Annotated in this window: 16 protein-coding genes; 13 read left to right on the top strand and 3 right to left on the bottom strand. The window is 71.9% G+C overall.

The genetic code is table 11. The features are described 5' to 3' along the window. The first annotated feature begins 256 nt into the window (after positions 1–256). The 5 genes from DFJ64_RS13850 to glmM all read left to right on the top strand — a co-directional run bounded on the left by DFJ64_RS13850 (position 257) and on the right by glmM (position 5,857). On the top strand, positions 257–1,315 hold the full coding sequence (locus tag DFJ64_RS13850) for a hypothetical protein (protein WP_115850828.1): 1,059 nt from the start codon (positions 257–259) through the stop codon (positions 1,313–1,315). Positions 1,316–1,599: 284 nt separating this feature from the next. After that, a complete protein-coding gene (locus tag DFJ64_RS13855) occupies positions 1,600–3,282 on the top strand; it encodes an ABC-F family ATP-binding cassette domain-containing protein (protein ID WP_115850829.1) in 1,683 nt (560 codons plus the stop codon). A 214-nt stretch (positions 3,283–3,496) separates the two neighbouring features. Continuing rightward, entirely contained in the window at positions 3,497–3,940 is a 444-nt protein-coding gene (gene rplM, locus DFJ64_RS13860; protein ID WP_115850830.1) for a 50S ribosomal protein L13, read from the top strand. Between the two features lie 73 nt (positions 3,941–4,013). Then, entirely contained in the window at positions 4,014–4,502 is a 489-nt protein-coding gene (gene rpsI, locus DFJ64_RS13865; RefSeq protein ID WP_115852089.1) for a 30S ribosomal protein S9, read from the top strand. Between the two features lie 8 nt (positions 4,503–4,510). Continuing rightward, the gene (gene glmM, locus DFJ64_RS13870; protein ID WP_115850831.1) at positions 4,511–5,857 is read left to right on the top strand and encodes a phosphoglucosamine mutase; all 1,347 of its coding nucleotides are present in this window, start codon (positions 4,511–4,513) and stop codon (positions 5,855–5,857) included. Between the two features lie 105 nt (positions 5,858–5,962). Here the strand turns inward: glmM and coaA are convergent, their stop codons facing one another. Beyond that, on the bottom strand, positions 5,963–6,949 hold the full coding sequence (gene coaA / locus DFJ64_RS13875; protein ID WP_115850832.1) for a type I pantothenate kinase: 987 nt from the start codon (positions 6,947–6,949) through the stop codon (positions 5,963–5,965). Between the two features lie 135 nt (positions 6,950–7,084). On the opposite strand from coaA, the gene glmS reads away from it, so the two are divergent. After that, a complete protein-coding gene (gene glmS / locus DFJ64_RS13880) occupies positions 7,085–8,932 on the top strand; it encodes a glutamine--fructose-6-phosphate transaminase (isomerizing) (RefSeq protein ID WP_115850833.1) in 1,848 nt (615 codons plus the stop codon). Positions 8,933–8,958: 26 nt separating this feature from the next. Here the strand turns inward: glmS and DFJ64_RS13885 are convergent, their stop codons facing one another. Continuing rightward, the gene (locus tag DFJ64_RS13885) at positions 8,959–9,699 is read right to left on the bottom strand and encodes a VIT1/CCC1 transporter family protein (RefSeq protein ID WP_115850834.1); all 741 of its coding nucleotides are present in this window, start codon (positions 9,697–9,699) and stop codon (positions 8,959–8,961) included. A 210-nt stretch (positions 9,700–9,909) separates the two neighbouring features. On the opposite strand from DFJ64_RS13885, the gene DFJ64_RS13890 reads away from it, so the two are divergent. Next, positions 9,910–10,263 carry a holo-ACP synthase gene (locus tag DFJ64_RS13890; RefSeq protein WP_115852090.1) on the top strand — a complete coding sequence of 118 codons (354 nt, stop codon included), beginning with the start codon at positions 9,910–9,912 and terminating at the stop codon, positions 10,261–10,263. A gap of 9 nt (positions 10,264–10,272) precedes the next feature. Further along, positions 10,273–11,697, top strand: a complete 1,425-nt coding sequence (locus DFJ64_RS13895) for an NAD(P)H-hydrate dehydratase (protein ID WP_115850835.1) — start codon at positions 10,273–10,275, stop codon at positions 11,695–11,697. Positions 11,698–11,792: 95 nt separating this feature from the next. Here the strand turns inward: DFJ64_RS13895 and DFJ64_RS13900 are convergent, their stop codons facing one another. Continuing rightward, positions 11,793–12,884, bottom strand: a complete 1,092-nt coding sequence (locus DFJ64_RS13900) for a P1 family peptidase (RefSeq protein ID WP_115850836.1) — start codon at positions 12,882–12,884, stop codon at positions 11,793–11,795. 119 nt (positions 12,885–13,003) lie between these two features. On the opposite strand from DFJ64_RS13900, the gene alr reads away from it, so the two are divergent. The 5 genes from alr (at position 13,004) to rimI (ending at position 17,577) form a co-directional block, all read left to right on the top strand. After that, positions 13,004–14,149, top strand: coding sequence for an alanine racemase (alr, locus tag DFJ64_RS13905; RefSeq protein ID WP_115850837.1), 1,146 nt, complete (start codon positions 13,004–13,006; stop codon positions 14,147–14,149). Positions 14,150–14,300: 151 nt separating this feature from the next. Then, positions 14,301–15,389, top strand: a complete 1,089-nt coding sequence (locus DFJ64_RS13910; RefSeq protein ID WP_115852091.1) for an alpha/beta fold hydrolase — start codon at positions 14,301–14,303, stop codon at positions 15,387–15,389. Next, positions 15,386–16,387: a tRNA (adenosine(37)-N6)-threonylcarbamoyltransferase complex ATPase subunit type 1 TsaE gene (tsaE, locus tag DFJ64_RS13915; RefSeq protein WP_115850838.1), complete on the top strand. Its 1,002-nt coding sequence runs from the start codon at positions 15,386–15,388 to the stop codon at positions 16,385–16,387. Before DFJ64_RS13910 ends, tsaE begins: the two co-directional genes overlap by 4 nt. A gap of 54 nt (positions 16,388–16,441) precedes the next feature. Next, complete coding sequence (gene tsaB / locus DFJ64_RS13920) at positions 16,442–17,083, top strand: tRNA (adenosine(37)-N6)-threonylcarbamoyltransferase complex dimerization subunit type 1 TsaB (protein ID WP_115850839.1); 642 nt, start codon at positions 16,442–16,444, stop codon at positions 17,081–17,083. 23 nt (positions 17,084–17,106) lie between these two features. Then, on the top strand, positions 17,107–17,577 hold the full coding sequence (gene rimI, locus DFJ64_RS13925; protein WP_115850840.1) for a ribosomal protein S18-alanine N-acetyltransferase: 471 nt from the start codon (positions 17,107–17,109) through the stop codon (positions 17,575–17,577). Positions 17,578–17,815: the final 238 nt, after the last annotated feature.

Consider the following 17,815-nt stretch of genomic DNA (forward strand, 5'->3'; position numbering starts at 1 on the left):
TCCTTCGTGGCGAGTTCCTAGCCGTGGTGGGACGAACCTCGATCGTTGCCTGTGCTCACGAGTGCTCACGAGCCTCGGGCCTCGTGGAGCCCTGAGGAGTATCTCCTGTCGCGCGCCGGGATGGCCGTCGGGAAGTCGGCCGGACCCGGCCGAGTAGGGCGCCGGGGAGGACGCCAGGGAAGGTCCAAGGAGGGCATGGACACCCGAGGCAACCTCGTCGGCACTCGACGGCGTCCCTGGGCCGGAGGTGTCGGCGATGGGTGCATCTGGACGCCGCCTCCTCGCGGTCTGCGCGGCGGCGGTGGGTGTGGCGGTGGTGCCCTTGGGCGCGTGGTTGCTGGCGGAGCGTTCCCCGACCGACCTGGGATCGCCCGCGGCTCGGACGACGACGGAGGCCGAGGAGCGGTCTGAACGAACGAGGTCGGCGGACGAGGAGTGGCGGTGGGAGTCCTTCGGCGGGGTCGAGGTCCAGGTGCCGGCCGACTGGGCCTACGGCACGACCGGGACTCCGCCGTGCCTGCAGGCGTCGGACCCGGCGCGGACACCAGACGGTGAGGACCGGCGGGCGAGGCCGTACGTCGGTCGGCCAGGGGTGGTCGCAGCGATCGCGTGTCCCGAGCCGGTCGCCGACCCCGCGAGCCGTGCCCCCTACCTGTGGTTCGGCGACAGCCGACCGGCTGGGCAGCGTCGCTACGACGGGGGATGGGTCGAGGAGACCCGGGTCGTCGCGGGGGTGGCGATCACGGTGCTCAGCGATGACGCGGCTATGCGGGAGCGGATCCTCGGTTCCGCGCGACCGATCGGCGAGGCAGACTCCTACGGCTGCGCGCCCGAGCACCCCGTCGTGGCCGACCCTGACGCGCGCCCGTCCTCGGACGCCGGTGGGCTGCCGGGCCTGGGGGACGTCGCCTCGCTGACGGTGTGCCGCTACGCGCGGGAGAGCGCGCGACCGGCGCCGGCGTCCTTGCTCTCCGCGAGCCGGATGGAGGGGAGAGCCGCGCGGGAGGTCGTGGACGCCATGATCGCGGCACCGACCGGAACGGGGCCGAACGCACCGGGCGACTGCGCCGCTGAGTTCGCGCTCGGCGACGAGGTGATGGTGGTCCACGTCGAGGGAGCCACGGGGGAGACGCAGGAGGTGGTCGTCCGCTACAGCGGGTGCCACCGCCACGGCACCGACGACGGCGTCACAGTGCGCCAGCTCACCGCGTCGGTGACCCGTGCCCTGCTGACCGGCCCGCACAGCCCGAGCTCGTTGCACGAAGGTGTCGGGCGTCTGGTGCGGACCGACCGGTCGCCGGCGGAGCCGCGCTGAAAGGCGCCGAGGGCCCGGCGACGCCTGGCGGTGCCGCGGAGCCGCTCTCCGTACGACCCGACCTGCTGGACCCGCCCGCCGGACGCCTGGCCGGGCCGCTGAGCGGGTTGTCCAGGCGCGGGCTGTCGGGCGGCTCGGAGCCCGTCGCTCGGAGACGACGGACGCCTCAGGCGCGCTGACCGCCGTTCTCGTGGTGTGATGTCGTCCCACGCGCTACCGGGCGGGCGAGTGGCGGCGACAAATCGTTCGCGTCCGCGCCGGGCTCGCGTGAAGACTCGGTTGCCATGGGCTATGTCGACGTCAGCGAGGTGAGCTACTCCCTGCCCGATGGGCGTGTCCTGCTCGACGAGGTGTCGTTCCGGGTCGGCGAGGGCGCCAAGGTCGCGCTCGTCGGCGCCAACGGCTCCGGCAAGACCACCCTGCTGCGGATCGTCGCGGGCGATCTTCGACCCCACGCGGGGACGGTGAGCCGGAGCGGCGGACTCGGCGTGATGCGGCAGTTCATCGGCTCCATCCGCGACGAGACGACGGTCGCCGGATTGCTGCTGTCCGTCGCGCCGCCGCGCATCCGCGCCGCCGCGGAGGCGCTGGAGCGGGCCGAGCTGGCGATGATGGACAACGACGACGAGCCGACCCAGTTGCGGTACGCCCAGGCGCTCGCCGACTGGGCCGACGCGGGCGGCTACGAGGCGGAGGTGCTGTGGGACATCTGCTGCACCGAGGCGCTCGGCGTTCCGTACGAGCGGGCTCGCTGGCGTGAGGTCCGCACCCTGTCCGGCGGCGAGCAGAAGCGACTGGTGCTCGAGGCACTGCTGCGCGGGCCCGACGAGGTGCTCCTGCTGGACGAGCCGGACAACTTCCTCGACGTACCGGGGAAGCTCTGGCTGGAGGAACGGCTTCGCGAGTCCGACAAGACCGTCCTGTACGTGAGCCACGACCGGCAGCTGTTGGCCAACACGGCGACCCAGGTGGTGACCGTCGAGCTGGGCGCGGCGGGGAACACCGTGTGGGTTCACCCGCAGGGCTACGCGACCTACCACGAGGCGCGGAGGGAGCGCTTCGCGCGGCTGGAGGAGCTCCGCCGGCGCTGGGATGAGCAGCACGCCAAGCTGAAGGCGTTGGTCGCGCTCATGAAGCGGCGGGCCACGGTGAACGACAAGGCGTCCGCCGCGTACAAGGCCGCGCAGACCAGGCTGCGGAAGTTCGAGGAGGCCGGCCCGCCCCAGGCGGTGCCGCGGGAGCAACGGGTCCGGATGCGGCTCCGGGGTGGTCGGACCGGCAAACGCGCGGTCGTGTGCGCCAACCTCGAGCTCACCGGTCTGATGCGGCCGTTCGACCTCGAGGTGTGGTACGGCGAGCGGGTGGCGGTGCTGGGGTCCAACGGCTCGGGGAAGTCGCACTTCCTCCGGCTGCTGGCGGCCGGCGGTACCTGCCCGGAACCCGACCAGCAGCCGGTCTCCGACGTGGTGATCCCGCCGGTCGCGCACACGGGCGTCGCGAAGCTGGGGGCCCGGGTGCGGCCGGGGTGGTTCGCGCAGACCCACGAGCATCCCGAACTGGTCGGGCGGACGCTTCTGGAGATCCTGCACCGCGGCGACGAGCACCGAGCCGGGTTGCCTCGCGATGAGGCGTCTCGGGTCCTGGACCGCTACGAGCTGGCCCCGGCCGCGGAGCAGGTGTTCGAGTCGCTGTCCGGTGGCCAGCAGGCCCGGTTCCAGATCCTGCTGCTGGAGCTCTCGGGCGCCACCTTGCTGCTGCTCGACGAGCCAACCGACAACCTCGACGCCGCCTCCGCCGACGCCTTGGAGGAAGGCCTCGCCTCCTTCGAGGGGACGGTGATCGCGGTGACGCACGACCGGTGGTTCGCGCGGGGCTTCGACCGGTTCCTCATCTTCGGCGCCAACGGCGAGGTGTACGAGTCGGACGAGCCGGTCTGGGACGAGGGCCGAGTCCAGCGGGCCCGCTGACTCTGGGGGGTCTCCGCAGGTCGAAGGCGCCCTTGGCCAGGTGCCACCCCTTTTTGACCCCTCTCCGGGAACGCGGGTATCCTGGGCCGTCGTTGCGTCCGCCGGCGGCCAGTCCGGCGCTCGGCGCATATCCGCCTCGGCGGAGTATTCGGACAGTACAAGCCATGTCAGATCGGCATGGTTCCACCACGACGAGCAGCGAAGGTCGACGACTGTGCGCACCTACAGCCCCAAGCCCGGCGACGTCCCGCGTGAGTGGTACGTCATCGACGCGACCGACGTGATCCTTGGTCGGCTCGCGAGTCAAGCGGCGACGCTGTTGCGTGGCAAGCACAAGCCGACGTTCGCTCCGCACGTCGACACCGGTGACTTCGTGATCATCGTCAACGCCTCGAAGGTCGCGTTGTCGGGCACCAAGCGGGACGACAAGCTCGCCTACCGGCACTCGGGTTACCCGGGCGGACTGCGCGCCGTCCCGTATGGCGAGTTGCTGGACAAGGACCCGCGAAAGGTGGTCGAGCGCGCGGTGCGGGGCATGCTCCCCAAGAACCGGCTGGGCCGTAAGCTGTTGAAGAAGCTCAAGGTCTACGCCGGTCCGGACCACCCGCACCAGGCTCAGCAGCCTAAGCCGTACGCCATCACCCAGATCTCGCAGTGACGACTGCGCCGAAGTGAGGAATCCCGTGGCGAACCCCACTGCTCTAGAGACCGCAGACGCGGCCGTCGAGGACGTGCCGTACGCCGGTGAGCCCGGTGACGGCGACGCCACCGTCGCCTACCGGTCGGAGAGTGAGCCGGCCCCCTCGTCGTCCCTGCCGCGGCCCGCGGCGGTCGCCCCAGCGGCCGCCACCGGTCGTCGCAAGGTGGCCGTGGCCCGGGTTCGGCTCCTCCCGGGTACGGGTCAGTGGCGCATCAACGGACGCAGCCTGGAGGACTACTTCCCCAACAGGGTTCACCAGCAGCACGTCCGGGAGCCGCTCGCGCTGCTCGAGCTGGAAGGCCAGTACGACGTGATCGCCCGCATCCACGGCGGCGGTATCAGCGGTCAGGCGGGAGCGCTGCGGCTCGGCATCGCCCGCGCGCTGAGTGAGGTCGACCCTGAGGCCAACCGTCCGCCGCTGAAGCGGGCTGGCATGCTGACGCGCGACCCGCGCGCCAAGGAGCGTCGTAAGGCCGGGCTCAAGAAGGCCCGCAAGGCGCCGCAGTACTCCAAGCGGTAGCTTCGGTCGTGGGCCGGCTCTTCGGCACCGACGGAGTCCGTGGTCTCGCCAATCGCGAGTTGACCGCGGAGCTCGCGCTCGACCTGTCTGTCGCCGCGGCGCGTGTCCTCGCCGAGGTAGGGGCCTTCGAGGGGCGCCGTCCCACCGCGGTGGTCGCGCGGGACACCCGGGCTTCCGGGGAGTTCCTCGAAGCCGCTGTGGTCGCCGGTTTGGCGAGCGCGGGCGTGGACGTCATCCGGCTCGGTATCCTGCCGACGCCCGCCGTCGCGTACCTCACCGCGCGCATGGGCGCGGACGTCGGTGTCATGCTCTCGGCGTCGCACAACCCGATGCCCGACAACGGCATCAAGTTCTTCGCGCGCGGCGGCTACAAGCTCGACGACGCGATCGAGGACCTCATCGAGGCGCGGCTGGGGGAGTCGTGGGACCGGCCCACCGGCGCCGACGTGGGACGGGTCCGTGACGACGCCAGCGGCTTCGAGCTGTACGTCGAGCAGCTCGCCGGAACCGCGCGTCATCGCCTCGACGGACTCCGGGTGGTCGTCGACTGCGCCAATGGCGCGGCCTACCGTGTGGCGCCGGAGTGTCTGCGGCGGCTCGGCGCCACCGTCATCCCGATCAACGCCGACCCGGACGGCCTCAACATCAACGACAACTGTGGCTCGACTCATCTGGAGGCGCTGACGGCGGCGGTGGTCGAGCATGGGGCTGACGTCGGCATCGCCCACGACGGGGACGCTGACCGGTGCATGGCGGTCGACGCGGAGGGCAACGTCGTCGACGGCGACCAGATCCTCGCGATCCTGGCGCTCGCCATGCGTGAGGCCGGTCGCCTGCGGCACGACACCGTGGTCGTCACCACCATGAGCAACCTGGGCTTCGTCCTGGCGATGCAGCGGGAGGGCATCGCGGTTCAGCAGACGAAGGTGGGCGACCGGTACGTGCTGGAGGCGATGAAGGCCGGTGGCTTCAGCCTGGGTGGCGAGCAGTCCGGGCACCTCATCCTGCTCGACCACGCGACGACCGGCGACGGCGTGCTGGCTGCCGTCCAGTTGCTCTCCCGGGTCGCCGAGACCGGCCAGCCGCTCAGTGAGCTGGCGAAGGTCATGACGCGGTTGCCGCAGGTGCTCGTCAACGTCCGGGGTGTCGACAAGTCCCGTGCCGAGACGGACCCGACGGTCCTCGCCGCCGTCCAATCGGCCTCGGCTGAGCTTGGCGAGACCGGGCGGGTCCTGCTGCGGCCGTCCGGCACCGAGCCGGTCGTCCGCGTCATGGTGGAGGCCCCGACCTTCGAGCAGGCGCAGCGGATCGCCGACGACCTCGCGCGCACCGTGCAGAAGGCGCTCGCCCTGTAGTCGGCACCGGCGCTCCCGCCGCGAGCGTGTCGTTCCCACGCGTTCGTCACCACACGGTGGCGCGGTTCGTCACGGCGTTGTGGCGCCCGGGCCGTCGGGGTGCAATCAGATCTTGCGCAGCCGGACGCGGGTCACCGCGTGCTCGGGGCCCTTGTGGAGCACCAAGGTCGCGCGCCCGCGCGTGGGCGCGATGTTCTGCTCCAGGTTCGGCCCGTTGATCGTGTCCCACAGGAAGGCCGCCCGGGCTACCGCCTCGTCGTGGCTCAGGTCGGCGTAGCGGTGGAAGTACGACTCGGTGTCCCGGAACGCCGTCTCCCGCAGGGCGAGGAACCGCGTGATGTACCACTGCCGGATGTCAGCCGGCGAGGCGTCGAGGTAGATCGAGAAGTCGAAGAAGTCGCTCACGGCGAGCCCTCGCCGCCCGTCGGCGCGGATGCGAGCCGGCTGGAGGACGTTGAGCCCTTCGAGGAGCAGGATGTCCGGGTTACGCACCTCCTGCACGCATCCCGGCACGATGTCGTACTTGAGGTGCGAGTAGACCGGGGCACGCACCACGGGCGCACCCGACTTCACCGCGACGATGAAGCGGAGCAGGGCCCGCTGGTCGTACGACTCGGGAAAGCCCTTGCGGTGCATGATCCCGCGACGCTCGAGCTCGGCGTTGGGCAAGAGGAACCCGTCGGTGGTGACGAGCTCGACCTTCGGATGGTGCGGCCAGCGTGACAGCAGCTCACGCAGCAGGCGAGCCACCGTGCTCTTGCCGACCGCGACGGAGCCCGCGATCCCGATGACGAAGGGGGTGCGCACGGCCGGCTCCTCGTCGTCGTTCTCGCCGGAGAGGAACGTGTGGGTCGCTCGACGGAGCGCGCCCGTCGCGCGCACGTAGAGGTTGAGCAGTCGGCTCAGCGGCAAGTAGACCTCGCGGACCTCCGTCAAGTCGATCGCATCCGTCAGGCTTCGAATGCGCTCGAGGTCCTCAGCGCTCAGGGTGAGGGGAGTCTTGCCCGCGAGGCGGGCCCACGCGGCCCGGTCGAGTTCGACGTACGGTGTGGTCGCGCCGTTCGCTTCGCGGCTCTCCCGGGTGCGTCGCATAGCGACGATTCTTTCGCGGGCGCTTCGTCGCACTTCCCCCGCATGCCCGGAGTCCCACCCGCGGCTCATCCTCGGGGGAGGGACTTACCGAGATGGTGGCGATTCGATCACGCGGGGTGGCTAGGCTGAGCGACCATGTGCGGGATTGTTGGTTACGTGGGATCCTCGGGGTCCGTCGACGTCGTGGTCGAGGGTCTCCGTCGGTTGGAGTACCGCGGCTACGACTCCGCCGGTATCGCCGTGTGCGATGGTCCACGTGTGCACGTCCGCAAGCGCGCGGGCAAGATCGTGAACCTGCTCAAGGCGTTGGCGGACGACCCGCTGCCGGCGACGGGCGCGGCGATGGGCCATACCCGCTGGGCGACGCACGGCGCCCCGACAGACCCCAACGCCCACCCGCACATCGACTGTCAAGGACGGCTGGCCGTCGTCCACAACGGCATCATCGAGAACTTCGCGACGCTCCGCGCGGAGCTGTCCGCCGCGGGCCACCAGCTGACGTCCGATACCGACACCGAGGCGGTTGCCCACCTGCTGGAGGACGCCTACGCGGCGTCCGGGGGAGACCTGGTCGAGGCCATGCGCGCCGTCTGCCGACGGTTGGAGGGCGCGTTCACCTTGGTCGCGATCCATGCCGACCAACCGGACCTGGTCGTGGGCGCGCGTCGCAACTCCCCGCTCGTGGTGGGACGGGGACAGGGCGAGAACTTCCTCGCCTCCGACGTCGCGGCGTTCATCGCCCACACTCGCGAGGCGGTGGAGCTCGGTCAGGACCAGGTGGTCGCGATCACCGCCACCGACGTCACCATCACCGACTTCGACGGTCGGCCGGCGGAGGGCCGCCCCTTCCACATCGACTGGGACATCTCCGCTGCCGAGAAGGGCGGCCACGACTACTTCATGCTCAAGGAGATCGCCGAGCAGCCCAAGGCGGTCGCGGACACCCTCCTCGGGCGGTTCACCGAAGACGGCAGACTGCGCCTCGACGAGATCCGGCTCTCCGCCGAGGAGCTCCGCGAGATCGACAAGATCATCATCGTGGCGTGCGGCTCCGCCTTCTACGCCGGCCTCACCGCGAAGTACGCCATCGAGCACTGGACGCGCATCCCGTGCGAGGTCGAGCTCTCGAGCGAGTTCCGGTACCGGGACCCGATCCTCGACCGGTCGACGCTGGTCATCGCGATCTCGCAGTCCGGCGAGACCATGGACACTCTCATGGCGGTCCGGCACGCCCGTGAGCAGCGGGCGCGGGTGCTCGCCGTCTGCAACACCAACGGCTCCTCCATCCCACGCGAGTCCGACGCCGTGCTCTACACCCACGCGGGGCCGGAGGTGGGGGTCGCCGCGACGAAGACCTTCCTCACCCAGGTCGTCGCGTGCTACCTCATCGGCCTCTACCTCGCCCAGGTGCGCGAGTCCAAGTTCGGGGACGAGGTCGCCGTCGAGGTCGACCAGCTCGACCGGATGCCGCAGGCGGTGGCGAAGGCGCTCGGCACCATGGACCAGGTGCGGGCCCTCGCGCGGGAGCTGGCCCACGTCAACTCGGTGCTGTTCATCGGGCGGCACGTGGGTTACCCCGTGGCGTTGGAAGGTGCGCTGAAGCTCAAGGAGCTCGCCTACATGCACGCCGAGGCGTTCGCGGCCGGCGAGCTCAAGCACGGTCCGATCGCGCTCATCGAGGACGGGGTGCCGGTCGTGGTCGTCGTCCCGCCGCGCGGACGGACCGTCCTGCACGACAAGATCGTCAGCAACATCCAGGAGATCCGGGCTCGCGGCGCGCGCACCATCGTGCTCGCCGAGGAGTCCGACGACACGGTGGAGCCGTGGAGCGACGTGCTCATCCGGCTGCCGGAGGTGCCGACGCTGCTCCAGCCGCTGGTGGCCACCGTGCCGCTGCAGATCTTCGCGTGTGAGCTGGCGATCGCTCGGGGCAACGACGTGGACCAGCCCCGCAACCTCGCCAAGAGCGTGACGGTGGAGTAACGCGCGGCTTCAGCGGGGAGCGTGGCTCACACCGCGACGCCCACCGCCATGCCGACGGCGTACGTCACGAGCATCGCCAACGCCCCACCCGTGACCGTGCGCAGCGCCGCCCGGTGCGGGTTGGCGCCGCCGAGCCGCGCGCTCACGGTGCCGGTCAGCCACAGCGCGAGCACGACAGAGCCGACACAGACGGGGATCCGTGCGGTGACCGGTGGAAGCGTGATCGCCAGGAGGGGAAGCGCGCCACCGAGGGTGAACGCGATGAACGACGCGACCGCCGCTTGGGTGGGACTGGTGAGCTTGTCCGGGTCGATACCGAGCTCCGCCTCGGCGTGGGCGCGCAGGGCGTCCCGCTCGGTGAGCTCGATGGCGACTTGACGGGCCAGGCCCGGCGAGATGCCTTTGGATTCGTAGAGGCTGGTGAGCTCGTCGAGCTCGGCCTCAGGCAACGTGCGCAGCTCCCAGGCCTCCCTATCGAGCAACGCTCGCTCGGTGTCACGCTGGGTGCTCACCGAGACGTACTCGCCCGCCGCCATCGACAGGGCGCCGGCGAACAGACCGGCGAGCCCTGCGGTGAGGATCGTCGCGAGGTCGGTCGTCGCGGCGGCGACGCCGACGACGATCCCCGCGATCGAGACGATGCCGTCGTTGGCGCCGAGGACGCCTGCGCGCAGCCAGTTCAGGCGGTTCGCGACGCTCACCTGGTGGAGCGCCGGCTCGTCGGGGTGCCGGGGTTCCGGTCCCCGAGCAGCTTCGACGTCGCTCATGAGGTGTGACCGTATCCCGGACTCGTGACAGACGGTAGCGAGGAAAGGCTTACCTAGCTCCGCGGCGTCGGCTGGCTCCCGTGTGGCACGCGGGACGACACGCGATCGCGAGGCCCCGCGGAGCGACCCACGCGGCAAGGCAACACGCGCGAATGGTCCTGATTGCTTTCGGTGGCCCGAGAGGTGCCGCCGTGCGAGAAGATGGAGCCCGTGATCGTCGGGGTAGGGATCGACGTGGTCGACATCGATCGGTTCGAGGCCACGTTGGAACGGACGCCGGCGCTGCGCACGCGGCTGTTCACCGAGGCCGAACGTGACCGGCCCGTCGCCTCGCTCGCCGCACGCTTCGCGGCCAAGGAGGCGTTGGCCAAGGCGCTCGGAGCCCCCGCCGGCCTGCACTGGCAGGACGCCGAGGTGGTGACGGACGCCTTCGGTCGTCCGTGGCTGGAGGTGCGGGGGACGGTCGCCGAGCAGACCGAGCTGCTCGGCGTGACGAGGATGCACGTGTCGTTGTCGCACGACGCCGGGATCGCCTCGGCCGTCGTCGTGCTCGAGCGCGGGTAGGAGACAGCGATGCGCACCGCGTACACCGTCGACCGGATCCGCGCGGCCGAGCAGGCGCTCATGGCTCAGCTCCCGCCGGGCACGCTCATGCAGCGAGCCGCCGCCGGGCTGGCCACCGCGTGTGCGGACTTCCTCGGTGGGTGCTACGGCGCCGAGGTCGTCGTCGTCGCCGGCACCGGCGACAACGGCGGTGACGCGCTGTACGCCGGGGCGCGGCTGGCGCGGCGTGGGGCGCGGGTCAGCGCCATCGTGCTGGACCAGGCCAAGGTCCACCGCGGTGGTGTGGCCGCGCTGACCACAGCGGGCGGCTGGGTTCTCGCACCCGACGAGTACGCCACCGCCATCGCTGGAGCGGACCTCGTCCTGGACGGCATCGTCGGGATCGGCGGCAAGCCCGGCCTGCGACCTCCCGCGGACCGCGTCCTCGACCTCGTGGAGGAGCACGCCGTCCCCGTCGTGGCCGTCGACGTCCCGAGTGGGATCGACGTCGACACCGGCGAGACGCCCGCACGGCACGTGCGAGCGGAGCTCACCGTGACGTTCGGCGCCCACAAGATCGGGCTGCTCGTGGATCCCGGCGCCACGGCGGCGGGTCTGGTGCACCTGGTCGACATCGGCCTCGGCCCCTACCTGGGCGAGCCGGACGTCGAGGCACTGCAGGCCGACGACGTGGCGGAACGACTGCCGGAGCCGTCCCGGGCGTCGCACAAGTACAGCCGGGGTGTCGTGGGCGTCGTCGCGGGCTCGGAGCAGTACACCGGTGCCGCCGTCCTCGCGGTCGGCGGCGCGGTGGCCGGTCCGGTCGGCATGGTGCGGTACGTCGGCCCGCCGGAGCCCACCCGGTACGTCCGGGCGCGCTGGCCCGACGTGGTGTGCGGCGAGGGCCGGGTCCAGGCGTGGGTCGTGGGCTCTGGCCTGGGCGACGACCCCGCCCGCGCCGACGAGGTGCGTCGCATCCTGGCCAGCGGGCTGCCCGTCCTGGTGGACGCCGACGGCTTGCGCCACCTGCCAGAGCGCTGCGAGGGGCCTGTGCTGCTCACCCCGCACGAGGGCGAGCTCGCCCGGCTCCTCGGTGTGGAGCGGGAGGCGGTGACCGCGCGACGCCTCCACTACGCCCGTGCGGCCGCAGCTCGTTGGAACGCCACCGTCCTGCTCAAGGGCGCGACCACCGTGGTCGCGGCACCGGATGGTCGGGTCCGGGTCAACACGGTGAGCGTTCCCTGGGTGGCGACCGCTGGGTCGGGGGACGTCCTCTCCGGCGTGTGTGGGTCGCTCCTCGCGGCCGGGCTCGATCCGCTCGAGGCCGGCAGCGTCGGCGCCTACCTGCACCAGACGGCCGGCGTGCTGGCGTCGCGAGGCGGGCCGATCACGGCAGACGACCTCGCGCGGGCGGTGCCCGCGGCGTATCGGATGCTGCTCGGCGGCGACGAGTGACGCGCGCTCAACCACCTGACCGACACCCGTCGGTCCGCTACCCGTCGGTCCGCTCCCTCGGTACGTCGGGTCGTCCGCGTCGTGGCGGCCAGCCGTCAGGGCTTGGAGGGGAAGCCGTCGGGCTCGGGGTAGCCGGGTGGGCGAGCCGACGGGAACCGTTCCAGGTAGGCGGGCAGGTCGACGGCGGGTGTCCGCACGCTCGTCGCGGCGAGCACGGCGTCGATCACCGCCAGACACACCGCGTCGGCCGCGGCGGCCTGCACCGCCACGGTGCCGCCGAGCTCCGCCGGTCCAGTCCAGCCGTCCGGAGCGGCGGCGGCCACCTCCAGCTCACCGGTGGCGAGGGCGAACACCGTGTCCCCGTCGAGCAGGGTGTGGACGGGTCGGACGGCGCGGGCCAGGCCGTCGTGGCCTGTCGACGCCATGCGGGTGAGCTGCGCGTGGTTGAGGCGGGCGTTCGTCGCGACCACCGCGAGCGTGGTGTGGAAGCCCGCACCGGCCTCGGGGCGACCGGGTTCGCCAGGGGACGGAGGCGCCTCGACGGGAGGACGGGGCCGCAGGGCCTCCTCGGTCACCAGATGTGCGCCCAGGAGGGCCCCTCCGCCCGGCGCGCACGGTGAACCGTACGCGTTCGCCACGACCAGCGCCGCCACCACGACGCCGCCACCGAGCCGGATGCTCGCGGTGCCGACGCCGCCTTTGAGCCCGGGCAGCGAGAACGCCGCGCCCGTGCCGGCTCCCACGCAGCCGGTGCGGACGGCCCCTGCGGTCGCGGCACGCGCGGCCTCGTAGCCCAGCTCGGCGTCCGGTCGCAGCCGCGCGTCCCCGCCCCGCCCGAGGTCGTAGACGACCGCCGCCGGGACGATCGGGACGATCACGCCCGGCGCGGGCTGGAAGCCGCGTCCCTCCTCCTCGCACCATCGCTGCACGCCGCCGGCGGCCGCCAACCCGTACGCGCTCCCACCGGCCAGCGTCACCGCGTGCACGTCGTCGAGGAGCGTTCCGGGGGCCAGCGCGTCCGTCTCCCGGGTGCCTGGACCGCCGCCACGCACGTCGACGGCACCGATCGTCCCCCGTGGGGGTACCACGACGGTGACGCCCGTCAGCCAGCCGGCGCCCACCCGCTCGGCCTGGCCGACGAGGATGCCGGAAATGTCGGTGATCGCGCCGTACGGGTTGGTCGCCACGGCACAGGAGTCTAGGCGCGTCCTGGTGGGTCCTGGGCGGCCCGGCAGGGCCACCACGGCCCTGGGGGTCAGGCGTCCTCCCGCATGGCGGGGCACCGGCCTGGGACACTGGAGCAGTCATGGATGCATCTGTCCGCGCCGAGGCGTACGTCGACCTGACCGCCATCCGGTCGAACGTCGAGCTGCTTCGCGAGCGAGCCGGCGACGCCGAGGTCATGGCGATCGTGAAGGCCGACGGCTACGGCCACGGCTTGGTCCAGTCCGCCCGGGCGGCACTCGAGGGCGGGGCGAGCTGGCTCGGTGTGTCGACCGTCGACGAGGCGCTCGCTCTCCGCGACACCGGCATCACCGAGCCGCGGATCCTGTCCTGGCTGGCGGTTCCGGGGGAGCGCTGGGGCGACGCGCTGGCGGCCGGTGTCGACGTCGCCGCCTACTCGACGTGGCAACTGGCCGAGATCGCGGAGGCGGCCGCGAGCCGGGCGACGAGGGCTCGGGTCCACCTCAAGGTCGACACCGGTCTCGGTCGGGGAGGTGCCCCCCTGCGGGAGTGGCCGGCCCTGGTGGACGCGGCCCTGGCCGCCGAGGCGGAGGGCACGGTCACGGTGGTCGGGGTGTGGTCGCACCTGGCCTGCGCGGACGAGCCGGGGCATCCCTCGGTGGCCCGTCAGCTCGCAGCGTTTCGGGAGGCGGTGGCCTTCGCCGAGCGTGTCGGCCTGCGTCCCGAGGTGCGCCACCTGGCGAACTCAGCCGGCCTGCTCGCCGTCCCGGACAGTCACTTCGACCTCGTCCGCGCTGGTCTCGCCATCTACGGGCTCTCGCCGATCCCGTCGGTGGCGTCGTCCGCGGAGCTCGGACTCACCCCGGCGATGACCCTGCGGGCGCGGGTCGCGCTGGTGAAGCGAGTGCCGGCGGGTGAGGGTGTCTCCTATGGCCATCGCTACGTCACCGACCGGGAGACCACCCTGGCGTTGGTGCCGCTCGGCTACGCCGATGGCGTCCCCCGTTCCGCGAGCAACGTGGGCCCCGTCCTGATCGGTGGGCGGCGTCGTACCATCGCGGGCACCGTCTGCATGGACCAGTTCGTGGTCGACGTCGGTGACGACCCGATCGCCGAGGGGGAGGAGGTCGTGTTGTTCGGTCCTGGCACGTCGGGCGAACCGACTGCCCAGGACTGGGCCGAGGCGACCGGGACGATCTCGTACGAGATCGTCACCCGTCTCGGTGCTCGAGTTCCACGTCACTACGGCGGTGAGCGTTCGAGTTGAGCGTGTTGAGACCGGCTCGCGCGGGCCGAGCTGAGGGCCGAGGGGTGTCCAGACCGGTGGCGCCCCGTTCCGGCGTACCCGAGTCCGGAGCGTGCCGAGCGCGAGTCCCGGTGGCTGTCGTGAGCGGGGGTTTCATGAGCGGGTGGCCGCGATGAGCGTGTGGAAGGTGCTCGAGCGGCGGTCGGGTCTGCTCGGCGCGGCGGCGGGTGTGGTCGCCGCCGGTCTCGCCGCGGGCACGGCCGCAGGACTCGCCGTCGAGCGCTACCTCGTCGGGCGGCGTCGCATGGGCACGACCGAGCCGGACGAGGCGTTCGGCACGCTGCGCGGTGAGCCCGTCGTCGTGAAGACCCGGGACGGCCTCGAGTTGTACGCGGAGGTGGACGAGCCTCGTCGATCGTCCTCCCGCCTCACCGTCGTCTTCAGCCACGGGTACGCCCTCAACCTCGACTGTTGGCACTTCCAACGCGCCGCGCTCGTCGACGAGGCTCGGCTCGTCTTCTACGACCAGCGCTCGCACGGCCGGTCGGGCCGCTCGCCACGTGAGTTGTGCAACGTCGACCAGCTCGGCCTCGACCTCGGACAGGTCCTCGACCAGGTCGTGCCGGACGGGCCGGTGGTTCTCGTCGGTCATTCGATGGGCGGCATGGCGATCCTGGCCCTGGCGGACCAGCGTCCGGAGCTGTTCTCCGACCGGGTGGTCGGTGTGGCGCTGCTCGCGTCGAGCGCCGGGGACCTCGACCGGGTCACCCTCGGTGTGCCGGGACCCATGGGGCGGCTGGTCCACAAGGTCACGCCGGCGGTGGTGGCCGCTCTCGCGCGCGCACCCGACCTGGTCGAGCACAGCCGCAGGGCCGGCAGCGACATCGCCTACCTACTCACCAAGCGCTACTCGTTCGGCTCGAAGGTGCCAGCGGCCCGGGTGGAGTTCGTCGCCGAGATGCTGGCGGCGACCCCGATCGAGGTCGTGGCCGACTTCTTCCCCGGCTTCGCCGAGCACGACAAGTACGCGGCGCTGGAGGTCTTGCACGGCGTGGAGACGTTGATCATCGGTGGTCGGGACGACCTCATCACGCCGGTGGAGCACAGCCGCCGGATGGCCGAGCTGCACCCCGCCGCCCAGTACATCGAGCTCTCCGAGGCGGGTCACATGTTCCTCATCGAGCACCCTGAGGTTGTCAACGCCGCCCTGCTGGATCTGCTGGACCGCGCGGGCCATGCCGCGGAGGCGATGACGTCGTGATCGATCTGCACGTCGCCGAGGCCAAGCCAACAGACGCCGCCGACCTGGTGAGCGTCATCCACGCCGCGTTCGGCGCGCGTCCGCCGCTCGACCCGCCGGGGACGGCCCTGCAGGAGACGGCGGAGACGGTCGAGGCCGCGATCGCGACCGACGGGGGCCTGCTCGCTCAGGTCGACCAGGAGCCGGCCGGAGCGATCCTGTTCGCCGAGCGCACCGTCGACGGCGCCCGCTGGTTGGAACTGCGTCGCGTGTCGGTCCACCCGAGGTTCCAGCACCGGGGCGTCGCCACCGCCATGGTGGGATGCGCGGAGGAGGTCGCACAGGCACGAGGGATGGAGGGGGTTCGCCTCGTCGCGCGTGTCGAGCTGCCGTCGACGCTCGCGTTCTGGCGCCACCGCGGCTACGTGGAGGTGGGTCGGCGCGACCCCTACGTCGACCTGGCTAAGCGGCTGCCGGTCGAGATCGCGACCTCCTCGGCCGCGGAGACGAAGGCGGTGGGCGAGCGACTGGCGACGCTGCTGCGCGCCGGCGACCTGATCCTGCTGTCCGGAGAGCTGGGCTCTGGCAAGACCACCTTGACGCAAGGTATCGGAGCTGGCTTGCGCGTGCGTGGTGAGGTGACCTCCCCGACGTTCGTCATCGCGCGTGTCCACCCCTCGATGGTGGGTGGCCCGCCGCTGCTGCACGTCGACGCCTATCGCCTGGGTGGGGTCGCCGAGCTGGACGACCTCGACCTCGACACCACGGTCGACGACGCGGTCACCGTGGTGGAGTGGGGAGAGGGAATCGCCGAAGGCCTCGCCGAGGACCGACTCGAGGTCGTGCTGACCCGCCCGATCGGTGCCCAGGCGACAGGCGGCGGCCAGACGACGACGGGGGACGGCACGACGTCGGACGAGGACGCCGATCGCCGGACGATCCGGGTCGTCCCGGTGGGCCGCCGGTGGATGAACGTGCCACTGCGCGGCGCCTTGACCACGGCCGACCTGCTCGGCTGACCTGGCCGCGAGGGCGTTGGCCGGCGTGGACGGCCCGCGGGTTAGCCTGCCGTCGTGCTCGTCCTCGCGTTCGACACCGCCACGCCTGCGGTCACGGTCGCTCTCCACGACGGTTCGTCCGTGCTCGCGTCCTCGACGGTCGTCGACGCGATGCGGCACGCCGAGCTCCTCGCGCCAGGGATCGCGCGCGTGCTGACCGAGGCGGGGGCCGACCGTCGCGACCTCACCGAGATCGCGGTCGGCGTGGGACCAGGGCCCTTCACCGGTCTGCGGGTGGGACTGGCCACCGCTCGCGCGATGGGGTACGTCCTGGGCATTCCGGTCCACGGGGTCTGCACGCTGGACGTCCTGGCCGCCGCGGCCCAGGTGGAGTCCGGGCCGTTCGTCGTCGCGACCGACGCCCGCCGCAAGGAGGTCTACTGGGCGCGCTACACCGACCGCCACACCAGGATCGACGGTCCGAAGGTCGCGAAGCCGGCCGCGCTCGCCACGAGCGAACCAGTGGTCGGCCAGGGCGCGCGGCTGTATCCGGACGCTTTTCCGAACGCCGCTTCGCCGGAGCTGCCGTCCGCGGCGGACCTGGCCAGGCTGGTGGCCACGCGGGCGGTTCCGCTGCTCGAACCGGTCCCGCTCTACCTGCGACGTCCCGACGCCGCTCAGCCGGGTCCGCCCAAGTCCGTGCTGAGCACCCGCTGAGAGCGAACTGCCGAGGATCGGCCATGGTCGTGCTCCGTCCGGCTCGGCTTGACGACCTGGCAGCTCTGCGGGCGCTGGAGACGGCGTGCTTCGGACGTGACGCGTGGAGTGAGTCGGCTCTGCGGGACGAGCTGGCCGCTGTGCCCGGGACGCGCTTCGTCGTGGTCGCGGTCGATCGGGGCCAGGACGAGGAGGTCGTGGGCTACGCGTCGCTGTTCGCCGTGGCGGAGACCGCCGACGTGCAGCGGATCGCGGTTCGACCGGACTGGCGCCGCCGAGGCGTCGGCCGGCGTCTGTTGCGCGCGCTCCTCGACGAGGCGGATCTGCGTGGGTGTCGCGAGGCCCTGCTCGAGGTACGGGCGGACAACGCCGCCGCGATCGCGATGTACGAGCGAGCAGGCTTCGAAGCCATCGCGCGCCGGCCCGGCTACTACCGAGGGGAGGCTGACGCGCTCGTCCTCCGGCTGGCGCCGCTGCACGGTTCGTCGGGCTAGCGGAGAGTAGCTGGTCCACCGCCGCGGTGGGTGGCGCTCGGGTGGGGCGTCTGGGTCCGTGCCGATGCCGGACGATCGTCGGCCACATCTTGACACGCTCGCTCCGGAATCCCTAGTTTCGTCCGGAAATCGATTGCTGGCGAGGTTTGTTGCGTTCAACCTCGTCCAAGACCGACCCGCCTCAGCCACGAGGCGACGGGGCACGAACCCCGCCCTACCCGTGCGCGGAGCGGCACTC

The organism is Thermasporomyces composti (assembly GCF_003386795.1).
Classification (GTDB): domain Bacteria; phylum Actinomycetota; class Actinomycetes; order Propionibacteriales; family Actinopolymorphaceae; genus Thermasporomyces; species Thermasporomyces composti.

Bases quoted from the DNA above. Each gene is read 5' to 3' on its own strand.
- coaA (WP_115850832.1), bottom strand. From the start codon at position 6,949: ATGCGACGCACCCGGGAGAGCCGCGAAGCGAACGGCGCGACCACACCG.
- glmS (WP_115850833.1), top strand. From the start codon at position 7,085: ATGTGCGGGATTGTTGGTTACGTGGGATCCTCGGGGTCCGTCGACGTC.
- DFJ64_RS13885 (WP_115850834.1), bottom strand. From the start codon at position 9,699: ATGAGCGACGTCGAAGCTGCTCGGGGACCGGAACCCCGGCACCCCGAC.
- rimI (WP_115850840.1), top strand. From the start codon at position 17,107: ATGGTCGTGCTCCGTCCGGCTCGGCTTGACGACCTGGCAGCTCTGCGG.
- DFJ64_RS13850 (WP_115850828.1), top strand. From the start codon at position 257: ATGGGTGCATCTGGACGCCGCCTCCTCGCGGTCTGCGCGGCGGCGGTG.
- DFJ64_RS13910 (WP_115852091.1), top strand. From the start codon at position 14,301: ATGAGCGTGTGGAAGGTGCTCGAGCGGCGGTCGGGTCTGCTCGGCGCG.
- DFJ64_RS13855 (WP_115850829.1), top strand. From the start codon at position 1,600: ATGGGCTATGTCGACGTCAGCGAGGTGAGCTACTCCCTGCCCGATGGG.
- alr (WP_115850837.1), top strand. From the start codon at position 13,004: ATGGATGCATCTGTCCGCGCCGAGGCGTACGTCGACCTGACCGCCATC.
- DFJ64_RS13895 (WP_115850835.1), top strand. From the start codon at position 10,273: ATGCGCACCGCGTACACCGTCGACCGGATCCGCGCGGCCGAGCAGGCG.